Below are 26,175 nucleotides of genomic sequence, written 5' to 3'. Positions count from 1 at the left end.
CGTGGCTGTCGGGGTCCCTCGGTAGCCTCGCGGCGTGGCTCTGGCTCTGTACCGCAAGTACCGCCCGGCCAAGCTGGCCGACGTCGTGGGGCAGGAGCACGTCACCGAGCCCCTGGCCACGGCCCTGTCCGCGGGCCGGATCAATCACGCGTACCTGTTCTCGGGTCCGCGCGGATGCGGCAAGACCTCCTCGGCCCGCATCCTGGCGCGCTCGCTGAACTGCGTGCAGGGGCCGACACCGGAGCCCTGCGGGGAGTGCGCCTCCTGCGTGGCGCTGGCCCCCGAGGGGCCGGGGAACATCGACGTCGTCGAGCTCGACGCGGCCTCCCACGGGGGCGTCGAGGACGCCCGCGAGCTGCGTGACCGCGCCTTCTACGCGCCCGCGGAGTCGCGGTACCGCATCTTCGTCGTCGACGAGGCCCACATGGTCACCAGCCAGGGGTTCAACGCGCTCCTCAAGATCGTCGAGGAGCCGCCGGAGCACCTGGTCTTCGTGTTCGCGACGACCGAGCCGGACAAGGTCCTGCCGACGATCCGCTCCCGGACGCACCACTACCCGTTCCGGCTGATCCCGCCGGGCACCATGCGGTCGCTGCTGGAGCGGATCTGCGGCGAGGAGGAGGTCACCGTCGCGCCGCCGGTGTTCCCGCTGGTCATCCGGGCCGGTGGCGGATCGGCCCGGGACACGCTGTCGGTGCTGGACCAGCTCCTGGCGGGGGCCGGCCCGGAGGGCATCACCTACGAGCGCGCGGTCGCGCTGCTGGGCGTCACCGACTCCGCGCTGATCGACGACACGGTCGACGCGCTCGCCGCGGCCGACGGTGCTGCCGTCTACGGCGCGGTGGACCGCCTGGTCGAGGCCGGGCACGACCCCCGGCGGTTCGCCTCCGACCTGCTGCAGCGGCTGCGGGACCTCGTGCTGATCCAGGCCGTGCCGGACGCCGTCGAGCAGGGTCTGATCGACGGCGCGGACGACGAGCTGTCCCGGATGGCCGACCAGGCGGCCCGGCTGGGCCCGGCGACTCTGACCCGGTACGGCGAGATCCTGCACCAGGGCCTGACCGAGATGCGGGGTGCGACGGCGCCGCGGCTGTTGCTCGAGCTGCTGTGCGCGCGGATGCTGCTGCCCGCGGCGACCACCTCCGACGGTGGGCTGCTCGAGCGGCTGGAGCGGATCGAGCGGCGCAACGCCATCGCCCCCGAGCCCGGTGCCGCCGGCGGCGGGGGAGCCGACGGTACGGACGCGCCTGCCAAGCGCTTCGTGCGCCCGAGCGAGCGGGCCGCCCGGGGCACCGGCCAGGAGGCCGCGGACGCCGGCGGCGCCGCCGCGCCGGGCGGCTCCGGCCCGGCTCGTGGTGCCGGCGCGCCGGGCGCCGGTCCCGAGCGGGGCGGGCCGCCCCCCTCCGAGGCGCCCACGAGGTCCGCCGAGGCACCCGAGGCGCCGGCCGCGGCGGGCCGCGGATCCGGGCCGGCGGGTGCGGACGCCGTCCCGCGCGGCGCGGCGCCGGCCGGCGCGGCGCCGGAGACGTCGCCCGGCATGTCGCCGGGCGCCGCTGAGCCGGCTGATGGCACCGGCCCCGCGGCGAGCGCTGCCGGGGCGGGAGCGGGTCGCGCGGAGCAGGCCGCCGCCGACGCCCGATCCGTGGGGGATGCCGGCGCGGAGGCCCGATCCGTGCAGGATGCCGACGCGGGCGGCCGATCCGTGCGGGAGGCCGGCACCCCGATGTCCGGGGGTGGCGCGGACGGAGCCTCCGGGGTCGGATCCGGCTCCGGAGCCGATGTCTCCGCGGGCGCGTCCCGGCCACCTGCGGGGGCGGGCGGGTCGCCCGCCGGCGCCGGTGAGCCGGTCGGGTCCGGTGCCGAGGAGGGCGCGGGCGGCTCCGCCCGGTCGGCCGAGGGGTCCGGCGCGGCCACCGGTGCCTCGTCGTCGCCCGCGGCGGCCGCGGGTGTTCCGGGGCCTGGTGACGCCGACTCGTCCGGAGCCCCGGAAGGTGACCCCAGCCCGCACCACCCGGTCGCGGAGTCCCCGGCCCCGCAGCACCCGGTGCCGGAGTCCCCGGCCCCGCAACGCCCGGCTCCGGAGTCCCCGGCTGCCCAGCCCCCGGCCGCGGAACGCCCCGCCGCGGAGAGCCCCACCCCGGAGCGGCCCGCCCCGGAAGGCCCTGCCGCGGAGAGCCCCGCCCCGGAACACCCCGCCGCGGAGCGCCCCGCCGCGGAGCAGCCCGCCGCGGAGCAGCCCGCGCCGGAGCGGCCCGCGCCGCCGCGGGACGGTGCCCCCGTGGACGCCGCCCCGCCGGCGTCCGCACAGCCCGCCCCGGCGGCCGCGTCGCTGGACGCCACGGCCGTCCGCCGGGTGTGGCCGGAGATCCTCGCCGCCGTCCGGCAACGCAGTCGCAGCACCGAGGCGCTGCTGGTCAACGCGACCGTCCGGGCCGTCGACGGGGACACCCTCGTCCTGGCCATCGCCGCGCCGCCGCTGGCCCGGCGGCTGTCCGAGCAGCGCAACACCGACGTGATCAGCGACGCGCTGCGCTCGGTCCTCGGCGTGCAGTGGCAGGTCCGCTGCGAGGCGGGCGAGGCCGGCGCGTCGCAGCGCCGCGCGGCCCCGGAACGGCCCCAGCGCCAGGTCCCGCAGCGGCCGTCACAGCGCCAGGGCGGGCAGGCGGCCGGACAGCAGGCCGCCCGGCCCGGACGACGCCCGTCCGGGGGCGCGGACTCCGACATCCCACTGCCTCCGGAGCCGCCGCCGGACGACGCCCCGCCGGACCCGCAGGAGTCCGGGCCGGGTCCGCGCGGTGGCCGCGCGTCCGCCGCGGCGCCGCAGCCGTCGACGCCGGCCGGTCAGGCCGAGGACGAGGAGGCGATGCTCGCCGAGGCCGCCGCCGAGGCCGCCTCGCCGGGCACCCGTCGGGACCCGGAGGCCACGGCACTGGGGATCCTGGAGGAACACCTCGGTGCCCGGCCGAAGTGACCCGACCGTAGTGACCCAGCCGTAGTGACCCGGCCGTAGTGACCCGGCCGGTCAGCGCCCCAGGTACGCGAGCACTCCGGAGCTGATCGCCGCGGCGTAGCGGCTGCGGCCCTCGGCGCTCGACAGCACCGCCGCGTCGGCCGCGTTGCGCATGTTGCCCGTCTCGACCAGCGCCGTCGGGACGGTCGACAGGTTCAGCCCGGCCAGGTCGTCGCGCCCGTCCAGGCCGGCGTCCCCGATGTAGTCGGCCGGTGCGAACCGGCCGGAGCTCAGCCCGTCGCGCAGGGCCGTCGCCAGCCGCAGCGAGCCGGGGCCGGTGCCGTGCACCGGGGGATCCGCGTAGGCGACGTGGAACCCGCGGGCCGAGGCGCCCGACCCGTCGGCGTGCAGCGACACCGCGGCCGCGGCGCCGGCCCGGCCGCCGGCCGCGCCGCGCTCGTCGACACAGGGGCCGACCCCCTCGTCGTCGTCGCGGGTCAGGACCACCCGGACACCGGCGGACTCCAGCCGCTCGCGGACCCGCTGCGCGAGATCCCAGGTGAAGGCGTGCTCGGGGTAGCCGGCGTCGGTGGCGGTGCCGGTCGTGTTGCACGGTTTCGTCCCGCCGCGGCCGTCCGGCACCGGACGGCCGATCGCGTCCGGAGCCGCCCCGTTGCCCCCGTTGTGTCCGGGGTCGAGCAGCACGACCGGGGCATCGGGGGTCGTCGACGCGGCCGCCTGGGCCGTGGCGCCCTCGGGGGCGGTCTGCTCCGGTGCCGGTCCGGCCGGGTCGCCGGGGGCCGCGCAGCCGCTGCACAGGACGGCGGCGGTCAGCACTGCGAGGGCTGCGGAACGGATCGGGGCGTGCACGGTGGAACAGCCTGACACGGCTACCCTGGACACCGGAGACGTCCGCGCCGGCCGTGTCGGGGTACACCCCCGGACGCGTGAGCCGGGACCGACAGCGAGGGGTACGCGTGCAACCCGGTCAGCCCGACATGCAGATGATCCTGCAGCAGGCCCAGAAGATGCAGCAGCAGCTCCAGGAGGCGCAGGCCGAGCTCGCCACCGCGGAGGTGACCGGGCAGGCCGGCAACGGCCTCGTCGAGGTCACCGTCACGGCCGGTCTCGAGCCGCGTTCGGTGAAGATCGACCCGAAGGTGGTCGACCCGGAGGACGTGGAGACGCTGCAGGACCTGGTCGCCGGTGCGCTCGGCGACGCCGTCCGCCGCGCACAGGAGCTCCAGCAGCAGAAGATGGGGCCGCTCGCCGGTGGCCTCGACATGGGCGGCCTGGGACTCCCGGGCGCCTGAGGTGTTCGAGGGACCGGTCCAGGACCTGATCGACGAGCTCGGCCACCTGCCCGGCGTCGGTCCGAAGAGCGCCCAGCGCATCGCGTTCCACCTGCTGGCCGCCGACCCGGCCGACATCGCCCGGCTCCAGGAGGTCCTGCAGTCGGTGAAGCAGGGGGTCGCGTTCTGCGAGGTGTGCGGCAACGTGTCCGCGGACACCCGGTGCCGATACTGCGCGGACGCACGTCGTGACCCGACGCTGGTGTGCGTGGTGGAGGAGCCGAAGGACGTCCTGGCCGTCGAGCGGACCCGGGAGTTCAAGGGGCGCTACCACGTGCTCGGGGGCGCGCTGGATCCGCTCGCCGGGATCGGCCCCGACACCCTGCGGATCCGCGAGCTGCTCGCCCGGCTCGGGGGCACCGGCCCGGCCCAGGACGAGACGGCGATCTCCGAGGTCATCATCGCCACCGACCCGAACACCGAGGGCGAGGCGACGGCGACCTACCTGGTCCGGCTGCTGCGCGACTTCCCGGGGCTCACGGTGACCCGGCTCGCGTCCGGCCTGCCGATGGGGGGCGACCTGGAGTTCGCCGACGAGATGACGCTCGGCCGGGCGCTCGCCGGACGCCGTTCGCTGTAGTCCGGGGCCGGGTAGTGCAGGGCTGCTGAAGTTCAGGGCCGCTGAAGTTCAGGGCCGCCGTAGTCCGGGGCCGCCGTAGTCCGGACGGTCGCAGCAACCCCCCGCCGCTGCGCCGCCCGCGTCCCCGGCGCGGCCGCCGTCCTCAGTCGGTGTCCTCGTCACCCCACGCATCGACGTGGTGCGGGCCGCCGTGCAGCTGATGCTGCCGTCGCTCCCACGCGCGGCGGCGTTCCGCAGCGATCCGGCGCCAGGCGCTCCGCTGCCGGGAGTCGGTCACGCCGAGCACGATCGCGGTGAGGACGATGGCCGCGACACCGGCCAGGGCGAGTACCAGCAGTGTGATCATGGCGTCCACCGCCCGACGCGGGCGCGTTCGCGCTTGCCGTTGTGCGGCACCTGTGCCTTGCGGATCATTTCGTGCTCCCTTCTGTTCTGCTCGTCCCGGGTGGACTGCGGCGAGCGGCGGAGCCTGTGTCCCCGGTCACCTCGCCGACTCCAGCATGCCGGAACTCCGGCTCGTCGTGCAATTGCAATTCTGATGAGAATTGCAGACGACGCGAGATTGCAACCGTGGTGTGATTGCATGGTGGCGCGCCGGAGCAGGCGCGAGCGGAGCATCGGGAGGCCGGGTGGAGCAGGAGCCCGTCGGCGCGCGCCGGCGACTCGGGACGGAGCTGCGGCGGCTGCGCGGCAACGCCGGCCTGAAGCTCGAGGACGTGGCCCGCCGGCTCGCCTGCTCGACCTCCAAGGTCAGCCGGTTGGAGAACGGCAAGGGCGTGCCGCGTGCCGCCGACGTCGACGCCCTGCTGCACCTCTACGGCGGTGTGGCCGAGGTCGAGGCCGAGATGCTGCACCGGCTCGTGACCCAGAGCCGGACCCGTGGCTGGTGGGAGCCGTTCACCGAGGGCCTGCGGACCGACCGCTACGCCCTGCCCGCGCCCGGGCGTTACGCCGCGGTGGAGACCGACGCGACGAGCGTCGACGCGTTCGACCTGTCGGTGCTGCACGGCCTGCTGCAGGCCCCGGAGTACGCCCGCGCGGTGCTGCGTGCCCGGCTGCCCGACCACGCCGCCTGGGAGATCGACCAGCTGGTCCACCTGCGCCGGCGGCGGCACGAGGCGCTCACCGGCACGCCACCGCTGCGGCTGCGGTCGGTGATCGACGAGTCGGTGCTCGTCCGTGCGACCGGCGGCGCGGGGGTGATGGCGGACCAGCTCGACCGGCTGCTCGAGCTCTCCCGGCTGCCGAACGTCACCGTGCTCGTCCTGCCGTTCACCGCCGGGGTCCAGCGGGCACACACCGGGCGGTTCGCGGTGCTGGAGATCCCGGACGAGCTCGGGTCCGACGTGGTGCACACCGAGGGGCACGCCGGCGAGGCGTTCCTCGACTCGGCCAAGGACCTCGAGGCCTACCGCAGGGTGCTGGCCGATGTGCGGGCGGACGCGCTCGGGGCGGACGCCTCGCGGGAGGTCGTCGCCGGGTACCGGGACCGGCACCGTGCGGCCGACGGGGCGCAGCACCCGGTCGCCGGGCTCTGAACTGATCTTCTTGCGGGAGTGAGGCGAGCCTTGCTTCACTCTCCCGCGTGACGATCCTTCTGCGGCGCTTCGCCGTACTGTTGGCCGTGGCCTCGATGGCCGCCACGGTCGCCGCCTGCGGTGGCGACGCGGCCCCGGCTGCCCCGGTGGAGGGCGGCCGTGAGGTCACCCACGCGATGGGCTCCACGACCGTCCCCGAGCAGCCGTCGCGCGTCGTGGTGCTCGACAGCCAGGAGCTGGACGCGGCGCTGTCCCTCGGCGTCACCCCGGTCGGGGCGACGAGCGCGACGGCCGACGGCGCGCTGCCGTCCTACCTGGAGGGCAAGGTCCCCGACGGGATCGCCCCGGTCGGTGCGATGATCACACCCGACCTCGAGGCGATCGCCGCGCTGGCGCCGGACCTGATCCTGTCCTCGAAGGTGCGCCACGAGTCGCTGTACCCGCAGCTCTCGGCGATCGCACCGACCGTGTTCGCCGAGCAGACCGGTGCCGCGTGGAAGGACAACCTCCGGCTCTACGCCACGGCCCTGAACAAGGAGGGTGAGGCCACCGAGCTGCTCGACGCGTACACCGCGCGCGCCGCGGCACTGGGGGAGCGGGCCGGCGCGGCCGAGCGCACGGTCAGCGTCGTGCGCTTCATGACCGACGAGATCCGGCTCTACGGGCCGCGCTCGTTCGTCGGCTCGGTCCTGGCCGACGCCGGGTTCGCCCGCCCGGACAACGTCCGCGACGAGCAGGAGATCGCCGTGTCGATCGGGCCCGAGCAGGTCGGGTCCGCCGATGCCGACGTCGTCTACGCGACGGCGTACGGGCTGTCCGGCGACGAGCCGTTCGCGCAGGTCGCGCCGTTGTGGGCCACGCTGCCGGCGGTCCGGGAGGGGCGGGCGCACACCGTCGACGACGACGCCTGGATGCTCGCCATCGGCCCGACCGGTGCGGGCATGATCCTCGACGATCTGGAGCGCACCCTGGGGTGATGCCGCAGCGTCCCGGGCCGGACGCACGCTCGGCGCCGCCGCCCGGGTCCGCGCCGATCCCGGTCCGGACCCGGGTGCAGCCCCGGCCCGGCGTCGGCCCAGCCGGCTCACGGTTCCGAGGGGCACCCTCGTGGCGCCATGTGCCCCGAGGGTGCCCCTCGGGGCATCGGGCGTTGCGGAAGCACTCATGGGGCCAACGGCATCGGGCCCCGAGGGTGCCCCTGGGAGCGCTGTGTGCCCCGAGGGTGCCCCTGGGAGCGCCATCTGCCCCGAGGGTGCCCCCGGGGGCGGCGGAAGCCCCCGGGAGCGGCGCTGTCTCAGCGCAGCGCGCGGTTGATCGCGCTCACCACGGCCTTGAGGCTGGCGCTGGTGATCGAGCTGTCGATCCCCACACCCCAGAAGACCTTGTCCTCGACGGCGCACTCGACGTAGGCGGCCGCGCGGGCGTCGTCCCCGCCGCCCATGGCGTGCTCGTGGTAGTCGAGCACCCGGACGTCGAACCCGATCCCGGCCAGCGCGTCGACGAAGGCCGCGATCGGGCCGTTGCCCGATCCGGTGATCTCGTGCAGGTCGGACTCGACCCGGACGGTCGCCACGATCTCGTCCTGGCCCTCGCCGTCGCTGGTGATCCGGTGCCGGACCAGCTTGAGCGGCGTCTCGCGGCCCAGGTACTCCAGGTCGAACGCGTCCCGCATCGCCTTCGGCTCGACCTCGCCGCCCTCGGAGTCGGTGAAGGCCTGGATGACGTGCGAGAACTCGATCTGCAGCCGGCGCGGCAGGTCCAGCTGGTGCTCGGTCTTCATGACGTAGGCGATGCCGCCCTTGCCCGACTGCGAGTTGACCCGGATGACGGCCTCGTAGGTGCGGCCGATGTCCTTCGGGTCGACCGGCAGGTAGGGGACCTCCCACGGGTGGTCGTCGACCGGGCGGCCCGCCTCGGCGGCGTCGGCCTCCATCGCGGCGAATCCCTTGTTGATCGCGTCCTGGTGCGAGCCGGAGAAGGCGGTGTAGACCAGGTCGCCGCCCCACGGGTGCCGCTCGGCCACCGGCAGCTGGTTGCAGTACTCGACGGTGCGGCGGACCTCGTCGATGTCGGAGAAGTCGATCTGCGGGTCGACGCCCTGGGTGAACAGGTTCATCCCCAGCGCGACCAGGTCGACGTTGCCGGTGCGCTCGCCGTTGCCGAACAGGCAGCCCTCGATCCGGTCCGCACCGGCCTGGTAGCCCAGCTCGGCGGCGGCGATGCCGCTGCCGCGGTCGTTGTGCGGGTGCAGCGACAGCACCAGGGCGTCGCGCCGGGCCAGGTTGCGGTGCATCCACTCGATGGAGTCGGCGTAGACGTTCGGGGTCGCCATCTCGACCGTCGCCGGCAGGTTGACGATCATCGGCTGTTCGGGCGTCGGCTGCCAGATCGCACTCACCGCGTTGGTGATCTCGACGGCGTACTCCAGCTCGGTGCCGGTGTAGGACTCCGGCGAGTACTGGAAGGTCCAGTCGGTCGACGGGTACTTCTCGGCGAACTTCGCGACCTCCTCGGCCCCGTCCGTGGCGATCTTCGTGATGCCCGCGCGGTCGGAACGGAACACGACCCGGCGCTGCAGGATCGAGGTCGAGTTGTAGAGGTGGACGATCGCGGAGTGCACGCCCTCGCAGGCCTCGAAGGTCCGCTGGATCAGCTCCGGGCGGGCCTGGGTCAGCACCTGGATCTGGACGTCCTCCGGGATCGCGCCCTGCTCGATGATCTCCCGGACGAAGTCGAAGTCGGTCTGGCTGGCGGCCGGGAAGCCGACCTCGATCTGCTTGTAGCCCATGCGTACCAGCAGGTCGAACATGCGCCGCTTGCGCTGCGGGCTCATCGGGTCGATCAGTGCCTGGTTGCCGTCACGCAGGTCGACCGCGCACCAGAGCGGGGCCCGGTCGACGATCTTGTCGGGCCAGGTGCGGTCGGGCAGCGAGACCGGCTCGACCAGCTGGTGGAACGGCTTGTACCGGTGGAACGGCATCTGCGAGCCGCGCTGGCGGTTCCATGCCGGCTGGCCGGAGTGCGCGGGGCCGTCCGGGGTCCGGACGTTGCTGGCGGCTCGGGAGGAGAAGGCGTCGGGGGACGTGCTCACTGGGGGTGCTCCCTGTGTGTTCGCTGGACGGTTGTCGACCGGCGGACACGCGAAACCCCGCGACGAGGGGCCGGTCGGTCAGACCCCGCCGCGGCGGCGAAGGAGCAGGCGCGCCATGCCCCCCACGGTAGACCCGAACCCCCGTTGCACGGCAACCCGGTGCCCCACCCGATCGTGGACGGGCAGCAACGAACTCATCACAACTCCCGGCCACGGCCGTCGTTGGACGGGTGGCGAGGGCGTCGCGATGCGATCATCGACGCCCGTCACGACGGGAGGGTGTGCGATGGCGACAACGGTGGGAACGACCATGCGGCAGGGGCTCGGCATCATCGCGACGATCGCGCGGGTCGTCGGGCTGGTGATCGTCGCGATCCTGGTGGCGCACATCGTGCTGACGCTGCTCGATGCGAACCCGCAGAACTTCCTGACCGAGTTCGTCGCGGACTGGGCCGGCCAGTTCAACCTCGGCCTCGGTGACCTGTTCACCCCCGAACAGCCGAAGCTGGCGGTGACGCTGAACTACGGCGTCGCCGCGATCCTGTGGATGGTGCTGACGGCGGTCGTCGTCCGGCTGCTGCGCCGGGTGTAGCGCACGGCGTCCCCGGCCGGGCCCGCCTGCTCAGTGGGCGTGCCCGTGCTCCTCGACGGCAGCGGCGTCGTGGCTGTGCCCGTGCGCGTGCGTGGTGCCGTCGGGGTGGGTGTGCTCGTGGCTGTGGTCCACGTGCTCGTGGCCGTGGCCGATGTGGGCGTGGGTGTGACGCACGCCCTCGTGGGTGTGTTCGTGGGTGTGCACGGCGCTGCTCATGGAGATCTCCTCGGAGGCGGTGGGCGCGGGCGGATCCCGGGACGGGACCCCGGCGCGAGCGACGCTAGACCGGCCGCCGACGCCCGCGGAAGGGCTGCGCGACTGTCTCCAGCACATCTCCATTGCGTCCCTCCTGCAACAGGAAATCGCTGGTCAGGGCCCGTTCCAGGCGGATGCGCCGGGTCCCGCAGCGACAGTGCTGGTACACCACGACGCCCTCCGACGACCGGTGCCGCGACGCCGTCTCCCACTCGTGTTCCAGGGGTGTGTCCACCCGGCCGAGCCTGCTGTAATGGCTTTGTGCACATCAACCCTTACGGCCGGGACCCCGTCCTGCTCGCGGTGGAGCTGGTCAACGACCCGCCGTCGTCGCTGGCGGAGCTGGTCGAGCGCTGTCTCGGCGCGGGCCTGGTCCGGGAGTGGGAGCCGGTGCCGGCCGATCTGACGGCGGTACGGGCGTTCCTGGACCGCTGGACGGCGGTGGTCGACGCCGAACCCGGCCCCGGGCGGGCCCACCTGCTGAACGCACTGCTCGCCGAGGGCACCGGGCCCCCGCGGCTCACCGACCACGACGGCCACTGGCACCTGCACCACCGCGACGACGACCTCGGCCTGGCCGGGGTGCTGCACGCGCTGATCGCCACCGGCACCGCGACGCACCTCGTCACCCGGGGCATGGACCGGCTCGGCCGGTGCGCCGCCCCGGGGTGTGAGCGGGTGTTCGCCGACGTCTCCCGCAACGGCCGCCGGCGCTACTGCAGTGCCCGGTGCGGGAACACCGACGCCGTCCGGCGGCACCGTGGCGCGCAGCGCCCGCCGGAGCCCACGGGCGAGCTCACGGGTGCGGCCGCGGGCCGGTCCTCCCGGGCCCGCGCGTGACGCGGGATACCGGATCGGGGGCGTCGCGGCCACGGCCGTGTGGGTTGAGTCATCGAGGCCGGGTCAGAGCCTGAAATCGGACGCCCCGCGCCGGTAGTGTGCCGTTCCGACCAGCGCCGCGGGTACGTCACCCACGTGTCCCCGTGGCCGAAGAGAGCACCCGACGGCTCCGGACCGCGGAGCCAGGACAGGAGGTCGGCGTGGCCCTCGTCGTGCAGAAGTACGGCGGCTCGTCGGTCGAGAACGCGGAGCGGATCAAGAAGGTCGCCGAGCGGATCGTCCGTACCCGCAAGGAGGGTCATGACGTCGTCGTCGTCGTGTCCGCCATGGGGGACACCACGGACGAGCTGACCGATCTCGCCGAGCAGATCTCGCCCAAGCCGCCGCTGCGGGAGATGGACATGCTCCTCACCTCGGGGGAGCGGATCTCGAACGCCCTGGTGGCCATGGCCATCCACGCCCTCGGCGCGGAGGCCCGGTCGTTCACCGGCTCGCAGGCCGGCATGCTCACCACCTCGAAGCACGGGGACGCCAGGATCACCGAGGTCAACCCCTACCGGCTGCGGGAGGCCCTCGACGAGGGCCACATCGTGCTCGTCGCCGGGTTCCAGGGGATGAGCGCGGACTCCCGGGACATCACCACGCTGGGGCGCGGTGGGTCGGACACCACGGCCGTCGCACTCGCCGCCGCGCTGGAGGCCGACGTTTGTGAGATCTACTCCGACGTCGACGGCGTCTACTCGGCCGACCCGCGGATCGTGCCGAAGGCGAGCCTGCTGGAGTCGGTGACCTACGAGGAGATGCTCGAGCTCGCCGCGTCCGGCGCGAAGGTGCTGCACCTGCGCGCCGTCGAGTACGCCCGCCGCTACGGCGTCCCGCTGCGGGTGCGCAGTTCCTACAACGACAAGCCGGGCACGCTGGTCTCCGGCTCGATCGAGGAGATTCCGTTGGAGAATCCGATCATCACCGGCGTCGCGCACGACCGGTCGGAAGGCAAGATCACGGTGACCGGCGTGCCGGACACGCCCGGCATGGCCGCGAAGATCTTCCGCACGGTCGCCGACGCGGAGATCAACATCGACATGGTCCTGCAGAACATCTCCAACGTCTCGGACAAGAAGACCGACATCACCTTCTCGCTGCCCCGCAGTGACGGCGACCGGGCCGTCGCGGCGCTGGAGAAGGCCAAGAGCGAGATCGGCTTCAGCGAGCTGCTCTACGACAGCGACATCGGCAAGGTGTCCCTGGTCGGTGCCGGCATGCGGAACCACCCGGGCGTCACCGCGAAGTTCTGCGAGTCGCTCTCCGACGCCGGCATCAACATCGAGACCATGAACACCTCCGAGATCCGCATCTCGGTGATCTGCCGCTCCGACCAGCTGGACACCGCGGTGCAGGCCCTGCACGAGGCGTTCGAGCTGGGCGCCGACGACGACGCGGTGGTCGCCGCGGGAACGGGCCGGTGAGCTGAGATGGCAGGCATGGACAAGCCCGTACTGGCCCTCGTCGGCGCCACCGGCGCCGTGGGCTCCACGATGATCGAGATCATGGACTCCCGCGAGTCGGTGCCGTGGGGGGAGATCCGCCTGGTCGCCTCCGCCCGCAGCGCGGGCAAGGTGCTGCGGGTCCGCGGTGAGGACATCACCGTGCTGGAGCTCGCGCCCGAGGTGTTCGACGGCGTCGACATCGCGATGTTCGACGTCCCGGACGAGGTCAGCGCCGAGTGGGCGCCGATCGCGGCCTCCCGCGGCGCCGTCGCGGTGGACAACTCCGGCGCGTTCCGGATGGACCCCGAGGTGCCGTTGGTGGTGCCCGAGGTCAACGCCGACAAGGTCACCGAGCGGCCGAAGGGCGTCATCGCCAACCCGAACTGCACGACGCTGTCGATGATGGCGGCAATGGGTGCACTGCACCGCGAGTTCGGGCTCGAGGCCCTGGTCGTGTCCTCGTACCAGGCGGCCTCCGGTGCCGGGCAGCCCGGCATCGACCAGCTCTACGCCGAGATCGAGGCGCTGGCGGGGAAGGGCGCGGGCAACGTGTCCGGCGACGTCGCCAAGGTCCTCACCGACGCGGGCGTGCCGGTCGGCTCCGAGGCGGGCTCGCCGTTCCCGGCGCCGCTGGCGCTCAACGTCGTGCCGTGGGCCGGCTCCCTGAAGGACGACGGCTGGTCGTCGGAGGAGCTCAAGGTCCGCAACGAGTCCCGCAAGATCCTCGGGATCCCCGAGCTCAAGGTGTCCGCGACCTGCGTCCGGGTCCCGGTGGTCACCACGCACGCGCTGGCGATCCACGCGACCTTCTCCCGCGACGTCCCGGTCGAGGCGGCCCGCAAGGTGCTGTCCGCGCAGCCGACGATCGTGGTGAAGGACGACCCGGCGGCGGGCGAGTGGCCGACTCCGGCCGACGCCGTCGGCGGGGACCCGACCGTGGTCGGGCGGATCCGGCAGTCGCTGGACTTCCCGAACACCCTGGAGCTGTTCGTGTGCGGTGACAACCTGCGCAAGGGCGCCGCGCTGAACACCTACGAGATCGCGGAGACGGTCGCAGCCGCAGGGTAGTGGCTCGTGAGTGGTTGTCGCGGTCCTGACCGCGACAACCACTCACGGGACGCGGAGCGTCGTCACGATCGCGCGGTGGTCGGTGCCCGGCACCAGGTGGGTCTCGAACGACTCGGCGACGATGCCCTCGGTGGACAGCACGTGGTCGATCTGCGGCCCCAGCCACTCCGGTGCCCAGGTCGGCCAGGTGCCCGAGAGCCCGTTGCCGGTCTGCGCCGCGGCATCGGAGCAGCCGGTGATCGCGTCCCGGAAGACCGAGTGGTCGAGGCTCGCGTTGAAGTCCCCGGCGACCACCGCCGGAGTGTCCCCGGCGCACCACTCGGACAGCGTGCCCAGGTCCTCGCGCCACTGCCCGACCGAGCGCGGCACCGGCGCGACCGAGTGGAACGCGACGAACCGCAGGTCGCCGAGCCCGCCGCCGGTCGCCTCCAGGTAGGGGAACTGGACGTCGTCGCCGACCCGGGTCTCGACGTCGCCGAGCCGGTCGGCGACCGCGATCGTGTTGCCCGCGACGTCGTCGCGGCGGGGCGAGATCGACGAGTGGAGCTCGTACCCGAGCGGCTCCAGCAGCGGTTCGAGCTCACTCTTGTACCGGCCGCCCGCCTCGGGGATCGAGACGATGTCCGGGTCCTGGCCGTCGATCAGCGCGGCGAGCGAGTCGGGGTCCGCCTCACCCTCGTAGACGTTGAGCGCGAGGACCTTCAGCGTGCTGCCGCCGGCCGGAGGCGTCGCCTCGGCGGTGGTGCGCGGCAGCACCAGGGACGCGCCGACCAGCGCGACGAGCGCGAGCACCACCGGGACCGGCCAGAACCGGCGGGCGAACACGGTGATGAGCAGCCCGATCCCGACGAGCACGGCCAGCGCGGCGACCAGGAGCGGCCGGAACGCGTTGAGCTGGGCGAACGGCGAGTAGGCGTCCAGGCCGACCAGGTCGGGCAGCGTGGCGAGGGCCGCGCCGGCACCGAGGACCAGCGCGACCGACCACCGCACCGGCCCGAACCGGCGACGGGGACGGGGACGCCCGTGGCGGATCGGCTGGGTCTCGGAGTCGGGGTGGGGCGGCGCGCTCACTCGATCCAGTCTGCCCCAGCGCGGAGCGCCGGCGTCGGGCAATCCGGCCTCCGTGCGCCGATCGCCTGTGGACGCTCTCAGCCACCGGCTTGCGTCCGCACGGCGCACGGTCCGGGCATCCTGCCGCGCACGGCACGCCGGGCCCGCCCGCGCCGGGGTCCGGCACGGTGCCCCGAGGCCCGACGCAACGCAACGCCCCGAGGGGCACCCTCGGGGCCCCTGGCGCTACGAGGGTGCCCCTCGGGCCACGGACGGGGCACGGCGCGGGCACGACGCAGGGGCACCGACGAGAGCCGGCACGGGGTCCCGAGGCCTGGTACGGCGCTCCCAGGGGCACCCTCGGGACCACTGGTGCTACGAGAGTGCCCCTCGGGGCACACGGGCACCGGGCACGGGACACAGCGCGGGCGCGGAGCGCGGGGCGCGGGGCCTGGCACGGCGCTCCCAGGGGCACCCTCGGGGCCTCCGGCGCTACGAAGGTGCCCCTCGGGGCGCTCGGGGCGCTCGGGGCACGGCATGGGGCACGGGCCGGGCGCGCATCAGCCACGCGGTGATCCCGGCGCACGCGGTCGCGACGGAGCCGCACACGACGATCGCCAGTGCGGGGGAGACCGCGTCGACCAGGAACCCGGACAGCGGGGTCGCGATCGCGAGCCCGATCGTCGTCGCGGAGCCCTGCAGGCCCGTGACGAGCCCGCGGACCCGGTCGGGCGCCAGCTCACCGACGGCGTCGCTGCCCGCGGCCAGGGTCGGCGCGGTGGCGAGGCCGGCCGGCAGGAGCAGGAACAGCAGGCTCCACCAGGACCAGGCGAGCGCGGCCGGGAGCGTCGCCAGCCCGAGGACGGCGAGCAGCAGCGGGAGCCGGACCGCCCGCCGCGCGGCACCGTAGAAGAACCCGCCGACCAGCGACGCCACGCACCACACGGCGTTGACCAGGGCGATCGCCCACGCCTGGCCGGCCTCGGTGAGCGCCGCGACGAACGCGAACTCGGTGCCCATGATCGCGACGACCCCGGCCGTCACCGACAGCAGCGCACCGACCAGCGGCCGGGACAGCCACGCACGCACCGGTGGCCGCTCGGTGTCCCCGCGGGGCGCCCCGTCGGCACGGACCGGCGGGTCCAGCCACCACAGCGCCAGGCCGGCGAGCACGAACCCGGCGCCGATCACGCGCATCGAGACCGCCGAGCCCAGCCACACCGTCAGCAGTGACCCGATCGCCGGCCCGGTCATGTAGGAGATCTCGACCGACATGGAGTCGAGCGCGAACGCGGGCCGCCGGTGCCCGGCCGGGACGATCGCCGCGAGCACCTGCCGCACCAGCGAGAAGACCGGCACCGTCAGCACCCCGGCGACGAACGCGGTGCCGAGCAGGCCCGCGTAGCCCAGCAGCGGTGCGACCGACCAGAACAGCGCCCCGGCCGTCGTCGTCAGCACCAGTACCGGGCGCAGCCCGTACCGGTCGATCACCGAGCCGAGCAGTGGCGCGCCGATCGCCATCCCGGTGGGCACGGCCGCCGCGACCAGACCCGCGGCGGCGAAGCCGTACCCGAGGGTCAGGACCGTGTGCAGGGTCAGGGTGACCCCGACGGCCGTCGCCGGGATCCGGGCCGCCATGCCGAGGCCGGTGACCGTCCCGACCCCCGGCCGGCGCAGGACGTCGGTGAAGGCTCCGATCCCGGCGCGGGGCGGCTCGGTGCTGCGGACGGCGTCGGACACCCGACCATCCTGCGCCGCAGTGTCCACCGAGTTCCGACCCGGCCCGAAGATTCTTGTTTGGTTCCAGAAAAACCCGGGAATGCGCCCGGCGATGGCACCCCTGAGCAGCACCACGGCGGATCGGCTGCGCGGCGTCGGCCTGCGGGTCACCGCGCCGCGGGTCGCCGTGCTCGAGGTGCTCGCGGAGAACCCCCATGCCACGGCCGAGACGGTGGCCGGGCTGGTCCGCGGGCGGCTCGACTCGGTGTCGACCCAGACCGTCTACAACGTCCTGGCGGCCTGCACCGACACCGGGCTGGTCCGGCGGATCGTGCCGGCGGACTCACCGGCGCTGTTCGAGACCCGGACCGGGGACAACCATCACCACCTGGTCTGCCGGGAGTGCGGCCGCACCGTCGACGTCGACTGCGTCGTCGGTGCCGGTCCGTGCCTGACCCCGCACGACGCCGGCGGCTTCGCGGTCGACGAGGCCGAGGTCGTCTTCTGGGGTCTGTGTCCCGGCTGCCGCGACGGCGGAGCGACCGCAACCACCACCCACCACGAGGAGGAACGGCAGTGACGAGCTCGCAGTCCCAGCCGACCACCACCGACTCCGGCAGCCCGGTTGCCAGCGACGAGCACTCGCTGACCATCGGCCCGGACGGGCCCATCCTGCTCAACGACCACTACCTGATCGAGCAGATGGCGCAGTTCAACCGGGAGCGCATCCCGGAGCGGCAGCCGCACGCGAAGGGCGGTGGCGCGTTCGGGACGTTCCGGGTGACCGGCGACGTCAGCGCGTACACCCGGGCCGCGGTCTTCCAGCCCGGTGCCCAGACCGAGATGATCGCGCGGTTCTCCACCGTCGCCGGTGAGCGCGGCAGCCCCGACACCTGGCGCGACCCCCGCGGCTTCGCGCTGAAGTTCTACACCTCCGAGGGCAACCTCGACCTCGTCTGCAACAACACTCCGGTGTTCTTCATCCGCGACCCGATGAAGTTCCAGCACTTCATCCGCTCGCAGAAGCGGCTGGCGGGCAACAACCTGCGCGACGCCGACATGCAGTGGGACTTCTGGACGCTCTCCCCGGAGTCGGCCCACCAGGTGACCTGGCTGATGGGTGACCGCGGGATCCCGCGGACCTGGCGGCACATGAACGGCTACTCCAGCCACACCTACTCCTGGGTGAACGCCTCCGGTGAGCAGTTCTGGGTGAAGTACCACTTCAAGTGCGACCAGGGCGTCGAGTGCCTCACCCAGGACGAGGCGGACCGGATCGCGGGGGAGGACGGCGACGCCCACCAGCGCGACCTGTACGACGCGATCGAGCGCGGTGAGTACCCGACCTGGACGCTGAAGGTCCAGATCATGCCGTTCGAGGACGCGAAGACCTACCGGTTCAACCCGTTCGACCTCACCAAGGTCTGGCCGCACGCCGACTACCCGCTGCACGAGGTCGGCAAGATGGAGCTCAACCGCAACGTCACCGACTACCACGCGGAGATGGAGCAGGCAGCGTTCCAGCCGAACAACCTGGTGCCCGGCACCGGCCTGTCCCCGGACAAGATGCTGCTGGGGCGCGGCTTCTCCTACTCCGACGCCCACCGCGCCCGGCTCGGCGTGAACTACCAGCAGATCCCGGTCAACCGCCCCCATGCGCCCGTCCACAGCTACTCGAAGGACGGCGCCATGCGGATCGAGAACGTCACCGATCCGGTGTACGCGCCGAACTCGCAGGGTGGCCCGAAGGCCGACCCGGCGCGTGCCGTCTACTCGAACTACTTCGCCGTCGACGGCGAGATGGTGCAGCAGGCCTACACGCTGCGCGCCGAGGACGACGACTACGGCCAGGCCAACACCCTGATCAACCAGGTGATGGACGAGGGCATGCGGGAACGGCTCGTGCACAACGTCGCGGGCGCCGCCGCGGGCGTGCGGTCGGACGAGATCCGCGAGCGCGTCTACCAGTACTGGAAGAACATCGACAAGGCCATCGGCGACAAGATCGAGGCCGCGATCAAGGGGCATCTGGCCCAGAACCAGTCCGACAAGGGTGGCGGCCGGTTCGACTGACCGGCCCACACGGCGACGGTCCCCGGGCGGTGCCCGGGGACCGTCGTGCGTTCTGGCCGTGATGCCCCCTCCCGGGTTACGTTGCGCCGCGACACCGCAGAGACCGACACCGACGTCGGCGCAGGGGGCGCACCGTGCTGATCCGGAATCCGGCCCGGCAACTCGGTTCGGGCTACCTCGACCGCACGCCGTGGTTCCAGTTCGTCCTGCTGTCGCTGCTGTTCCCGATGTGGGGTGCGGCGGCCGGGCTGAACGACATCCTGATCACCCAGTTCAAGCACGTGTTCACGCTGTCCGACGCGGCGACGGCGTTCGTGCAGTCCGCGTTCTACGGCGGCTACTTCCTCATCGCGATCCCGGCGTCGCGGATCATCCGGCGGACGTCGTACAAGGTCGGCGTCCTGATCGGGCTCACCGTCTACATCGCCGGCTGTGCGCTGTTCTTCCCGGCCAGCACGCTCGCGACGTACGGGATGTTCCTGTTCTGCATCTTCGCCATCGCGATCGGGCTGAGCTTCCTCGAGACCAGCGCGAACACCTACTCGTCGATGCTCGGCCCGCGGGAGACGGGCACGTTGCGGCTCAACATCTCGCAGACGTTCACCCCGATCGGCAACCTGCTCGGCGTCGTGCTCGGCAAGTACCTGATCTTCGGGACCGGGGACTCGATCGAGGCGCAGATGGACGCCGCCCCGACCCCGGAGGCGCGACAGGCGCTCGGCGAGGCGCTGCTGCTGAACACGCTGCGCCCCTACCAGTTCATCCTGGTCGTGCTGGTCTGCCTGCTGGTGCTGTTCCTGATCACCGACTACCCGCGGGGCACGCCCGCCGGGGACGACGGCACCCGACCGGCGCGGCTCGGTGACACGCTGCGGGTGCTCGCCCGCACGGCCCAGTACCGCAAGGGGATCGTCGCCCAGTTCCTCTACGTCGGCCTGCAGACGGCGGTGTGGTCGTTCACGATCCGGCTCGGCCTGGAGCTCTACCCGCAGCTGAACGAACGCGACGCCACCGACTTCATGATCCTCGGATTCCTCTGCTTCCTGGCCGGCAAGTTCGTCGCGAACGTGCTGATCGCGCGCTTCTCGGCGGCCCGGGTGCTCGTCGTCTACTGCGGGACCGGGGCGGTGCTCCTGCTGGCGGCCGCGTTCGGCCCGGCGGCGCTCGCGGTGTGGCTGGTGATCGCGTCCAACCTGCTGATGGGCCCGTGCTGGCCGACGATCTTCGGCCAGACCCTGGACACCGTCGACGACAAGCGCCACCAGGAGACCGCCGGTGCGGTGCTGGTGATGGCGATCGTCGGCGGGGCGGTCGTCCCGGTCGTGCAGGGCGCGGTGTCGGACGTGCTCGGCTCGCTGCAGCTCTCGTTCGTCGTCTCCGCGGCCTGCTTCGCGGCGATCCTGCTCTATTTCCGCAGCAACCTGCGCCACGGCGTCGCGGCCGGGGCCCCGGAACCGGCCGAACGGTCCTAGGCTCGGTGCCGTGGAGATCTGGCACAACCCGCGCTGCTCCAAGAGCCGCGCCACGCTCGCGTTGCTGCAGGAGCACGGCGTCGAACCGGAGGTGCGTCGCTACCTCGACGACCCGCCGACCCGGGCCGAGCTCGAGGACGCCCTGGCCGCGCTCGGCACCGAGGACCCGCTGGCGCTCGCCCGCACCGGCGAGGCCGCCTTCCGGGAGCAGGGCCTCAAGGGCGCCGACCGGGACACCCTGCTCGACGCCCTGGCGGCCGACCCGAAGCTGATCGAGCGGCCGCTGGTGCGCTCCGGCGACCGGGCCGTGCTCGGCCGGCCGCCGGAGAACGTCCTGCCCCTGCTGGAGGAGTAGGTCAGCTCCGCCGTTCCCGCCACAGCAGGACGACCGCGCCCAGCCCCACCAGCGACGGCAGCAGGCCCAGCACCCCCAGCCAGGCCGGGACGAGCGTGGTCCCGTACTCGGTCGCGGTCATCAGCGTGACCGCGGCGCCGAGGCCGAGCACCCACAGCGCGGTCCCGGCCGGCGCGGCCCAGCCGGCTCGCCGGCGGGCGCCGCGCAGGGTGAGCAGCCAGCCGGCGGCGCCGAGCACGGCGAGCCCGAGCAGGGTCGTGACGACGAACGACTCGGCGCCGGCGTCGAGCCCGGGGTACCCGGCGTAGGCGGCGGTGACCTGGTCGTGGATCGAGCCGATCAGGCCCTGGTCGACGACGACGGCGACGGCCGTCAGCGCGGTCGCGGCGAGGCCCGCCCACAGGGCCGCGGGCGCGGTAGTACGTGGCGTCGTGGTTCGAGCGGTCATGAGTTCCCCCTGGTCGTAGCATGGTCGCAACAGTCCAGACGTAATGTCTGAAACTTGGGACATCATGTCTCAACGGAGGTGGCGATGCCAGCGGATTCCGCTCCGGGTGACCCGGAGATCTCCCGGGGGCGACCCCGGATGCCGCAGCCGGACGGCCGGTCGTCGGTCCTGGGTGCCGGCCCCGGCCGGCCCCGGCGCCGGCGACTCTCGGACACCGAGACCGAGCGGCTGATGCTGGAGACGGCGGCCGGTGCGGTCGCCGATCTCGGGCTGACCGTGAGCCTGGATCACCTGCGGCTCGAGGACGTCATCCGGGAGGCCGGCGTCGCCCGCAGCGCGGTCTACCGCCGGTGGCCGTCCAAGGGGGAGTTCCTCGGCGACCTGCTGCTGGAGCTCGCCCGCGGGCAGGCGCCCCTGGCGGCCGTGGGCGTCGAGGAGGCGGGCGCGAGCGTGCGCCGGATCCTCGGTGAGCGCATCGCCGACCTGGGCACCGCGGAGGGCCGGCTGCGCACGGCGGCCGAGGTGGTGCGCGAGACCGCCGAACAGGACTTCGGCCACGTCCGGGCGTCCCGGGACTGGCGGACCTACCTCGCGCTGACCGCCACCTACGTCGGGATGGAGTCCGGGGACCTGCACGACCGGGTCGGTGCGGCGCTGGCGGCCACCGAGGCCCGGCTCACCGAGGGGATCGTGGCCTCGCACGACGCCGTGCTGCGGCTGCTCGGGCTGCGGCGCCGCCCCGGCGCCACGGCCGAGGACCTCGCCCACCTCGCCAACGCCCTGCTGCGCGGCATGGTGGTCAAGGTCGTCGCGCGCCCGGAGCTGGCCGGGCGCCGCCTCGCCGCCGGGCCCGGCGGCGAGCCGGGGGACTGGTCGCTCGTCGCGTTCGGTGTCGCGCAGCTGCTGCTGGGCAACCTCGAGCCCGATCCGGACCGGCCGTGGAGCGAGGAGCGCGCCGACCGGCTGCGTGCCGTGCTCGACAGCGGCGCCGACCTGCACGAGCTCGCCCGCGACCTCTGATCAGCCCAGGGCGCGGCGGACGAAGTCGACCTCGGTCGCGATGAGGTCCAGCTGGTCGGACACCACCAGCGAGCCGTGGCCGGCGTCGAACCGGCTGACCTCGTAGGCGAGGTCCCCGCGCGCGGCCAGCGCGTCCAGATAGTTGTCGATCTGGCGGATCGGGCAGCGCGGGTCGTTCTCCCCGGCCAGCACCAGCACCGGCACCCGGACGGCGTCCACGTAGGTCAGCGGCGACGCCTCGGTGTACAGCTCGGGCAGGTCCTCGGGGGACCCGCCGAACAGGGCCCGGTCGAAGGCCCGCAGCTGTTCCATCTCATCGGCGTAGGCGGCCACGTAGTCGGCCACCGGCACCCCGGCGACGGCGGCCGCCCAGCGCCCCGGCTGGGTGCCCGCGGCCAGCAGCGCCAGGTACCCGCCCCACGACCAGCCGTCGACGGCGCAGCGGGCCGGATCGACGGTGCCGTCGGCGACCAGCGCGTCCTGCACGGCGGCGACGTCGGCCAGCTCGGTCAGCCCCGGCCGGCCCTCGATCGCGTCCCGCCACGCCGAGCCGTACCCGGTGGAGCCGCGGTAGTTGACCTCGACGACGGTGAACCCGGCCTCCACCCAGGTGGCCCGGACGGCGTCGAACCGGTCCTCGTCGGCGGCGTGCGGGCCGCCGTGCAGGACGAACACCGCGGGCGCCGGCGTCGCGCCCGACCGCGGTGCCTCGGTGACCAGGGCGTGCACGTCGCCGCCCGGACCCGCGGTCCACACGTCGCGCACCGGCAGCGAGCCGGGCGGGCGCTCGCCGGGCGGGGTGACCAGGACGTCGTCGGTGCCATCCGTGCGCAGCCTGCGGATCTGCGACGGGGTGGCGGCCGAGGAGCTCGAGTACTCGACGGTGCCGTCGTCGCGGACCTCGGCGGAGCCGACGCAGCCCGGCGCGACCGGGAGCTCGGTGAGCGCGCCGGTCCCGAGGTCGTAGCGGAACAGCCGGGTCCGGGCGGCGTGGGTGTGCGCGACGAGCAGCGCGGAGGCGTCCGGGTAGAAGCCGCCGACGAGCTCGCCGGGCAGGTCGATCCGCAGTTCGGTGACCGTTCCGGTGCCGGGCTCCCAGATCAGCAGCTCCTCGCGGCCGCGGCGCTCGTGCGAGACCAGCAGGCGCTGGTCCCCGGCGACCGGGGAGAACTCCAGCGGGGCCAGCCCCTTGCCGGGACCGTCGTGCAGCTCGCCGACGACACCCCCGCCGTCGAGGTCGAGCACCCGCAGCGAGGGGTGGCGGGAGTCGCCGTGCTCGGAGTGCGAGATCGCCAGCAGGGTCTCGTCCTCGGACAGCGACCCGACCCCGGCGTCCTCGGTGTGCCGGTAGACGACGCGGGCGTCGGCGCCGGACCCGCGCTCGTGCACCAGCAGCGTCGTGCCGTCGTCGGTGGACACCCCGACCGCGGTGCGCTGCCGCCCGATCTCCAGCCCGGCCGGGTAGCCGTCGCCCGCCCCGGGCACGGCGGGGACGGTCGCGGCGCCGGGGCCGTCGGACCAGGGCTGCGCGACCCAGTGCCCGAACTCGTCGCCGTCGGTGTCGGCGAACCACCACACCTGCTCGCCACCGGGCGGCAGCGCGGCCGCGGTGGTGCCGTTGCGGCGGTCGGTGACCTGGCGGCGCTCGTCGGAGGTGCGGTCCCAGACGTGCACCTCGAAGGTCCCGGTCGCGTTCGAGACGTAGACCGAGCGCTGCGGTGCGTCGCGCGCCCAGGACGGTCGCGACATCCGGACCGCGGTGAACCGGGACCGCCAGCGCTGCTCGCGCTCGTCGTCGAAGAGCCGCTCGGGGACGGGTGCGCAGGGATGGGTGGTCACGGCTCCGATCGTGCCGAACCCCACGACCGGGTGTACCGGGCGGGGGTCACACCGGAGGTTCGTGCAGCATGGTCGGTATGCGGAGATCGACCGGTCTGCTGCTCGCCGGCCTGCTGATGGCGGTCCCCGCGACCGCGGGTTGCGGCGCGGTCGCCGGCGCCCGGCCGGTCGGACCGACCCTGGTCGCGGCGACCGACGCGAACGGGCTCACGCCGGTCCGTTTCGACTTCCGCTCGACGGACCCGGTCGAGGCGGTGCCGACCGTGATCGTCGCGCGGGGGACGACGGTGGTGCTCACCGTCGGCAGCGACGTGGCCCGCCGCGTGCTCGTCCCCGAGCAGGGGCGGGCGCTGGACGTGACGGCCGGCGGGACCGTGACGCTGCGGTTCCTGGCCCTGGGCACGCTCTCGGTGCGGGTCGCCGAGCCGGGGGCGAACCGCGGCGGGACCGTGATCGGTCACGTCCGGCCGCGGCACTGAGCGCTGTCCCGGTCAGGCGAACGCGTCGGCCCGTTCGGCGATCGCGCGCAGCCCCTCCGCGACGTCCACCCCGGTCGGGGCGGTGTCCGGGTCGAGCATCCACTGCACCATGACGCCGGTGAGCAGGGCCTGGTAGACCGCGCCGAGCACGTGCACCCGCCGGTCGGCGGCCTCGGGGTCGTCGTCCGGAAGCGTGTGGAAGGTCAGGGCGAGCCCCTCGCGGACCTCCCGCTGCGCCTCGGCGAGCTTGGCCCGCAGCTCCGGCAGCCGCTCGGCCTGGGCGAGCGCCTCGACGTGGGTCGCCCACAGTCGCCGCTGGGTGGAGAACAGCCCGATGACCCGGCTCCAGGTGTCCTCGACCCGCCGGTCCGGGTCGGTCGCCGGGGTGGTGCCGGGCTCGGCCAGCGCCCGGTCCAGCTCCTCGCCCCAGGCGCTGGTGGCGCGCAGCAGGGCCTCGGTGAGCAGGGCGTCCTTGGAGCCGAAGTGGTAGCCGATCGACGCGAGGTTCGTGCCCGACGCGGCGACGACGTCACGCGCGGTCGTGCGGCCGAAGCCCTTGTCGTAGAGGCACTGCGCCGCCCCGTCGAGCAGCTCCTCGCGGTGTCCCATGATCGGGAAACCTATCCGGTCGTCCCACACGCCCGTACACCGGCCGTTGATCGGCCCGTCGCCCCGATCGCGCCCGCCCGTTGCGTGAGGACGGTCACACCCGGTAGGCACGTCACAGGGAGGCGGCCGACGAGCGGGCCGCCCGTTCTCGACGAGGAGACAGCCCGTGACCCGACTGCGCTTCGGCACCTTCCTGGCCCCGTTCCACCAGCCGGGGCAGAACCCGACCCTGGCGTTGCAGCGCGATCTGGAGCTCGTCGAGCACCTGGACCGGCTGGGGTTCGACGAGGCCTGGATCGGTGAGCACCACTCGGCCGGGTCGGAGATCATCGCCTCGCCGGAGATCTTCATCGCCGCGGCGGCGGAGCGGACCCGGCGGATCAAGCTGGGTACCGGGGTGACCTCGATCTCGTACCACAACCCGCTGTGGGTGGCCGACCGGATGGTGATGCTGGACCACCTGACCCGGGGCCGGTCGATGCTGGGGTGTGGTCCGGGGTCGTTGCCGACGGACTCGGCGATGATCGGGTTGAACCCGACCGACACCCGTGAGCTGCTCGAGGTCAATCTCGACATCATCATGCGGCTGCTGCGCGGGGAGGTGGTCAACGCCGAGACCCGTACGCACACGTTGATCGATGCGCAGTTGCAGCTGGCGCCCTACAGCGACCCGTGTTTCGACGTGGCGGTGGCCGCGGTGGCCTCGCCGACCGGGCCGCGGATGGCCGGGCAGCACGGGGTGGGGCTGCTCTCGATCGGGGCGACGCTGACCCAGGACGGGTTCGACGCGCTGGCCCACCACTGGAGCGTGGTCGAGGAGCGGGCGGCCCACCACGGGCAGCCGGCGCCGGATCGCAGCTCGTGGCGGCTGGTGGGGTTGATGCACATCGCCGAGACCCGTGAGCAGGCCTACCGCGAGGTCGAGTACGGCATCGAGCACTGGTTCCGCTACTTCCAGAAGGTCGCGGCGTTCCCGCAGATGGCGGTCGAGGGCGGCGACCTCAAGGAGATGATCGACTTCATCAACGAGGCCGGGATCGGGGCCATCGGCACCGTCGACGACGCCAAGGCCCAGGTGCAGAAGCTCGTCGACCAGTCCGGCGGGTTCGGGGCGATGCTGCTGCTCGGTCACGAGTGGGCCGACCCGGAGGCGACCAAGCGGTCCTGCGAGCTGATCGCCCAGCACGTCGTGCCGGAGTTCCAGGGGCAGACCGCGGGCACCCTGGCCGCGAAGGACCGGGCCGCGTCGACCCGGGAGGAGCACGCACGGACCCAGCTCGACGCCGTCGACACGATGACCCGGCGCTACGAGCAGGAGAAGGCCGGCGGCTGAGCGGCCCCGTCCGGCGCAGTGATCG

At 73.6% G+C, this 26,175-nt stretch carries 26 protein-coding genes; 16 read left to right on the top strand and 10 right to left on the bottom strand.

Annotated features, from left to right (window positions below):
- Window positions 1-34 precede the first annotated feature (34 nt).
- The gene (locus tag BM093_RS37325; RefSeq protein WP_425439162.1) at window positions 35-2,971 is read left to right on the top strand and encodes a DNA polymerase III subunit gamma and tau; all 2,937 of its coding nucleotides are present in this window, start codon (window positions 35-37) and stop codon (window positions 2,969-2,971) included.
- Between the two features lie 51 nt (window positions 2,972-3,022).
- Here BM093_RS37325 and BM093_RS15545 read toward each other — a convergent pair whose 3' ends face one another.
- The gene (locus tag BM093_RS15545) at window positions 3,023-3,820 is read right to left on the bottom strand and encodes an N-acetylmuramoyl-L-alanine amidase (RefSeq protein WP_093343529.1); all 798 of its coding nucleotides are present in this window, start codon (window positions 3,818-3,820) and stop codon (window positions 3,023-3,025) included.
- A 128-nt stretch (window positions 3,821-3,948) separates the two neighbouring features.
- Between BM093_RS15545 and BM093_RS15540 the strand changes: the two genes are divergently transcribed.
- Together BM093_RS15540 and recR are read left to right on the top strand one after the other, a co-directional pair.
- Window positions 3,949-4,263, top strand: a complete 315-nt coding sequence (locus BM093_RS15540) for a YbaB/EbfC family nucleoid-associated protein (RefSeq protein ID WP_093343526.1) — start codon at window positions 3,949-3,951, stop codon at window positions 4,261-4,263.
- Between the two features lies 1 nt (window position 4,264).
- A complete protein-coding gene (recR, locus tag BM093_RS15535) occupies window positions 4,265-4,882 on the top strand; it encodes a recombination mediator RecR (protein ID WP_093343523.1) in 618 nt (205 codons plus the stop codon).
- Between the two features lie 142 nt (window positions 4,883-5,024).
- Here recR and BM093_RS15530 read toward each other — a convergent pair whose 3' ends face one another.
- On the bottom strand, window positions 5,025-5,228 hold the full coding sequence (locus BM093_RS15530) for a hypothetical protein (protein ID WP_093343520.1): 204 nt from the start codon (window positions 5,226-5,228) through the stop codon (window positions 5,025-5,027).
- Window positions 5,229-5,511: 283 nt separating this feature from the next.
- Between BM093_RS15530 and BM093_RS15525 the strand changes: the two genes are divergently transcribed.
- Entirely contained in the window at window positions 5,512-6,420 is a 909-nt protein-coding gene (locus BM093_RS15525; protein WP_177238499.1) for a helix-turn-helix domain-containing protein, read from the top strand.
- A 47-nt stretch (window positions 6,421-6,467) separates the two neighbouring features.
- Window positions 6,468-7,397 (top strand): ABC transporter substrate-binding protein, encoded by a 930-nt coding sequence (locus BM093_RS15520; protein WP_218162785.1) that lies wholly within the window; start codon window positions 6,468-6,470, stop codon window positions 7,395-7,397.
- Window positions 7,398-7,714: 317 nt separating this feature from the next.
- Here the strand turns inward: BM093_RS15520 and leuA are convergent, their stop codons facing one another.
- A complete protein-coding gene (gene leuA / locus BM093_RS15515; protein ID WP_093343514.1) occupies window positions 7,715-9,511 on the bottom strand; it encodes a 2-isopropylmalate synthase in 1,797 nt (598 codons plus the stop codon).
- 286 nt (window positions 9,512-9,797) lie between these two features.
- On the opposite strand from leuA, the gene BM093_RS15510 reads away from it, so the two are divergent.
- A complete protein-coding gene (locus BM093_RS15510; protein ID WP_245773542.1) occupies window positions 9,798-10,103 on the top strand; it encodes a hypothetical protein in 306 nt (101 codons plus the stop codon).
- A gap of 30 nt (window positions 10,104-10,133) precedes the next feature.
- Here the strand turns inward: BM093_RS15510 and BM093_RS15505 are convergent, their stop codons facing one another.
- Both BM093_RS15505 and BM093_RS15500 read right to left on the bottom strand, forming a co-directional pair.
- On the bottom strand, window positions 10,134-10,319 hold the full coding sequence (locus tag BM093_RS15505; RefSeq protein WP_093343509.1) for a zinc transporter Slc39a7: 186 nt from the start codon (window positions 10,317-10,319) through the stop codon (window positions 10,134-10,136).
- A 64-nt stretch (window positions 10,320-10,383) separates the two neighbouring features.
- Window positions 10,384-10,593 (bottom strand): hypothetical protein, encoded by a 210-nt coding sequence (locus tag BM093_RS15500; RefSeq protein WP_093343506.1) that lies wholly within the window; start codon window positions 10,591-10,593, stop codon window positions 10,384-10,386.
- Between the two features lie 26 nt (window positions 10,594-10,619).
- On the opposite strand from BM093_RS15500, the gene BM093_RS15495 reads away from it, so the two are divergent.
- From BM093_RS15495 to BM093_RS15485, 3 genes are all read left to right on the top strand, one after another.
- On the top strand, window positions 10,620-11,198 hold the full coding sequence (locus tag BM093_RS15495) for a CGNR zinc finger domain-containing protein (protein WP_093343504.1): 579 nt from the start codon (window positions 10,620-10,622) through the stop codon (window positions 11,196-11,198).
- 200 nt (window positions 11,199-11,398) lie between these two features.
- The gene (locus tag BM093_RS15490; protein ID WP_093343503.1) at window positions 11,399-12,664 is read left to right on the top strand and encodes an aspartate kinase; all 1,266 of its coding nucleotides are present in this window, start codon (window positions 11,399-11,401) and stop codon (window positions 12,662-12,664) included.
- A 15-nt stretch (window positions 12,665-12,679) separates the two neighbouring features.
- Window positions 12,680-13,753 carry an aspartate-semialdehyde dehydrogenase gene (locus BM093_RS15485; RefSeq protein WP_425439161.1) on the top strand — a complete coding sequence of 358 codons (1,074 nt, stop codon included), beginning with the start codon at window positions 12,680-12,682 and terminating at the stop codon, window positions 13,751-13,753.
- A 42-nt stretch (window positions 13,754-13,795) separates the two neighbouring features.
- On the opposite strand, the gene BM093_RS15480 is transcribed toward BM093_RS15485, so the two are convergent.
- Complete coding sequence (locus tag BM093_RS15480; RefSeq protein ID WP_177238498.1) at window positions 13,796-14,824, bottom strand: endonuclease/exonuclease/phosphatase family protein; 1,029 nt, start codon at window positions 14,822-14,824, stop codon at window positions 13,796-13,798.
- Between the two features lie 471 nt (window positions 14,825-15,295).
- Window positions 15,296-16,543, bottom strand: a complete 1,248-nt coding sequence (locus BM093_RS15475; protein ID WP_093343497.1) for an MFS transporter — start codon at window positions 16,541-16,543, stop codon at window positions 15,296-15,298.
- Window positions 16,544-16,634: 91 nt separating this feature from the next.
- On the opposite strand from BM093_RS15475, the gene BM093_RS15470 reads away from it, so the two are divergent.
- The 4 genes from BM093_RS15470 (at window position 16,635) to arsC (ending at window position 20,422) form a co-directional block, all read left to right on the top strand.
- On the top strand, window positions 16,635-17,102 hold the full coding sequence (locus BM093_RS15470) for a Fur family transcriptional regulator (RefSeq protein ID WP_245773541.1): 468 nt from the start codon (window positions 16,635-16,637) through the stop codon (window positions 17,100-17,102).
- Window positions 17,099-18,595, top strand: coding sequence for a catalase (locus BM093_RS15465; protein ID WP_093343491.1), 1,497 nt, complete (start codon window positions 17,099-17,101; stop codon window positions 18,593-18,595). The genes BM093_RS15470 and BM093_RS15465 overlap by 4 nt, the downstream gene beginning before the upstream one ends.
- A gap of 134 nt (window positions 18,596-18,729) precedes the next feature.
- Window positions 18,730-20,067 (top strand): L-fucose:H+ symporter permease, encoded by a 1,338-nt coding sequence (gene fucP, locus BM093_RS15460; RefSeq protein WP_093343488.1) that lies wholly within the window; start codon window positions 18,730-18,732, stop codon window positions 20,065-20,067.
- 10 nt (window positions 20,068-20,077) lie between these two features.
- Window positions 20,078-20,422: an arsenate reductase (glutaredoxin) gene (gene arsC, locus BM093_RS15455; RefSeq protein WP_093343485.1), complete on the top strand. Its 345-nt coding sequence runs from the start codon at window positions 20,078-20,080 to the stop codon at window positions 20,420-20,422.
- A 1-nt stretch (window position 20,423) separates the two neighbouring features.
- Here arsC and BM093_RS15450 read toward each other — a convergent pair whose 3' ends face one another.
- The gene (locus BM093_RS15450; RefSeq protein ID WP_093343482.1) at window positions 20,424-20,870 is read right to left on the bottom strand and encodes a hypothetical protein; all 447 of its coding nucleotides are present in this window, start codon (window positions 20,868-20,870) and stop codon (window positions 20,424-20,426) included.
- A gap of 84 nt (window positions 20,871-20,954) precedes the next feature.
- On the opposite strand from BM093_RS15450, the gene BM093_RS15445 reads away from it, so the two are divergent.
- Window positions 20,955-21,890: a TetR/AcrR family transcriptional regulator gene (locus BM093_RS15445; RefSeq protein ID WP_093343479.1), complete on the top strand. Its 936-nt coding sequence runs from the start codon at window positions 20,955-20,957 to the stop codon at window positions 21,888-21,890.
- Here BM093_RS15445 and BM093_RS15440 read toward each other — a convergent pair whose 3' ends face one another.
- Window positions 21,891-23,729: a prolyl oligopeptidase family serine peptidase gene (locus tag BM093_RS15440; protein WP_093343621.1), complete on the bottom strand. Its 1,839-nt coding sequence runs from the start codon at window positions 23,727-23,729 to the stop codon at window positions 21,891-21,893.
- A gap of 77 nt (window positions 23,730-23,806) precedes the next feature.
- On the opposite strand from BM093_RS15440, the gene BM093_RS15435 reads away from it, so the two are divergent.
- A complete protein-coding gene (locus tag BM093_RS15435) occupies window positions 23,807-24,208 on the top strand; it encodes a hypothetical protein (RefSeq protein WP_143105393.1) in 402 nt (133 codons plus the stop codon).
- Between the two features lie 12 nt (window positions 24,209-24,220).
- On the opposite strand, the gene BM093_RS15430 is transcribed toward BM093_RS15435, so the two are convergent.
- On the bottom strand, window positions 24,221-24,817 hold the full coding sequence (locus tag BM093_RS15430) for a TetR/AcrR family transcriptional regulator (protein WP_093343473.1): 597 nt from the start codon (window positions 24,815-24,817) through the stop codon (window positions 24,221-24,223).
- 166 nt (window positions 24,818-24,983) lie between these two features.
- On the opposite strand from BM093_RS15430, the gene BM093_RS15425 reads away from it, so the two are divergent.
- Window positions 24,984-26,150, top strand: a complete 1,167-nt coding sequence (locus BM093_RS15425) for an LLM class flavin-dependent oxidoreductase (protein WP_093343470.1) — start codon at window positions 24,984-24,986, stop codon at window positions 26,148-26,150.
- The last annotated feature ends 25 nt before the right edge of the window (window positions 26,151-26,175 follow it).

Origin of the sequence: Pseudonocardia ammonioxydans, from assembly GCF_900115005.1 — a bacterium.
Lineage (GTDB): Bacteria > Actinomycetota > Actinomycetes > Mycobacteriales > Pseudonocardiaceae > Pseudonocardia > Pseudonocardia ammonioxydans.
Note: the sequence above shows the minus strand (reverse complement) of the source record. Positions and strands in the feature narration are given on the sequence as shown.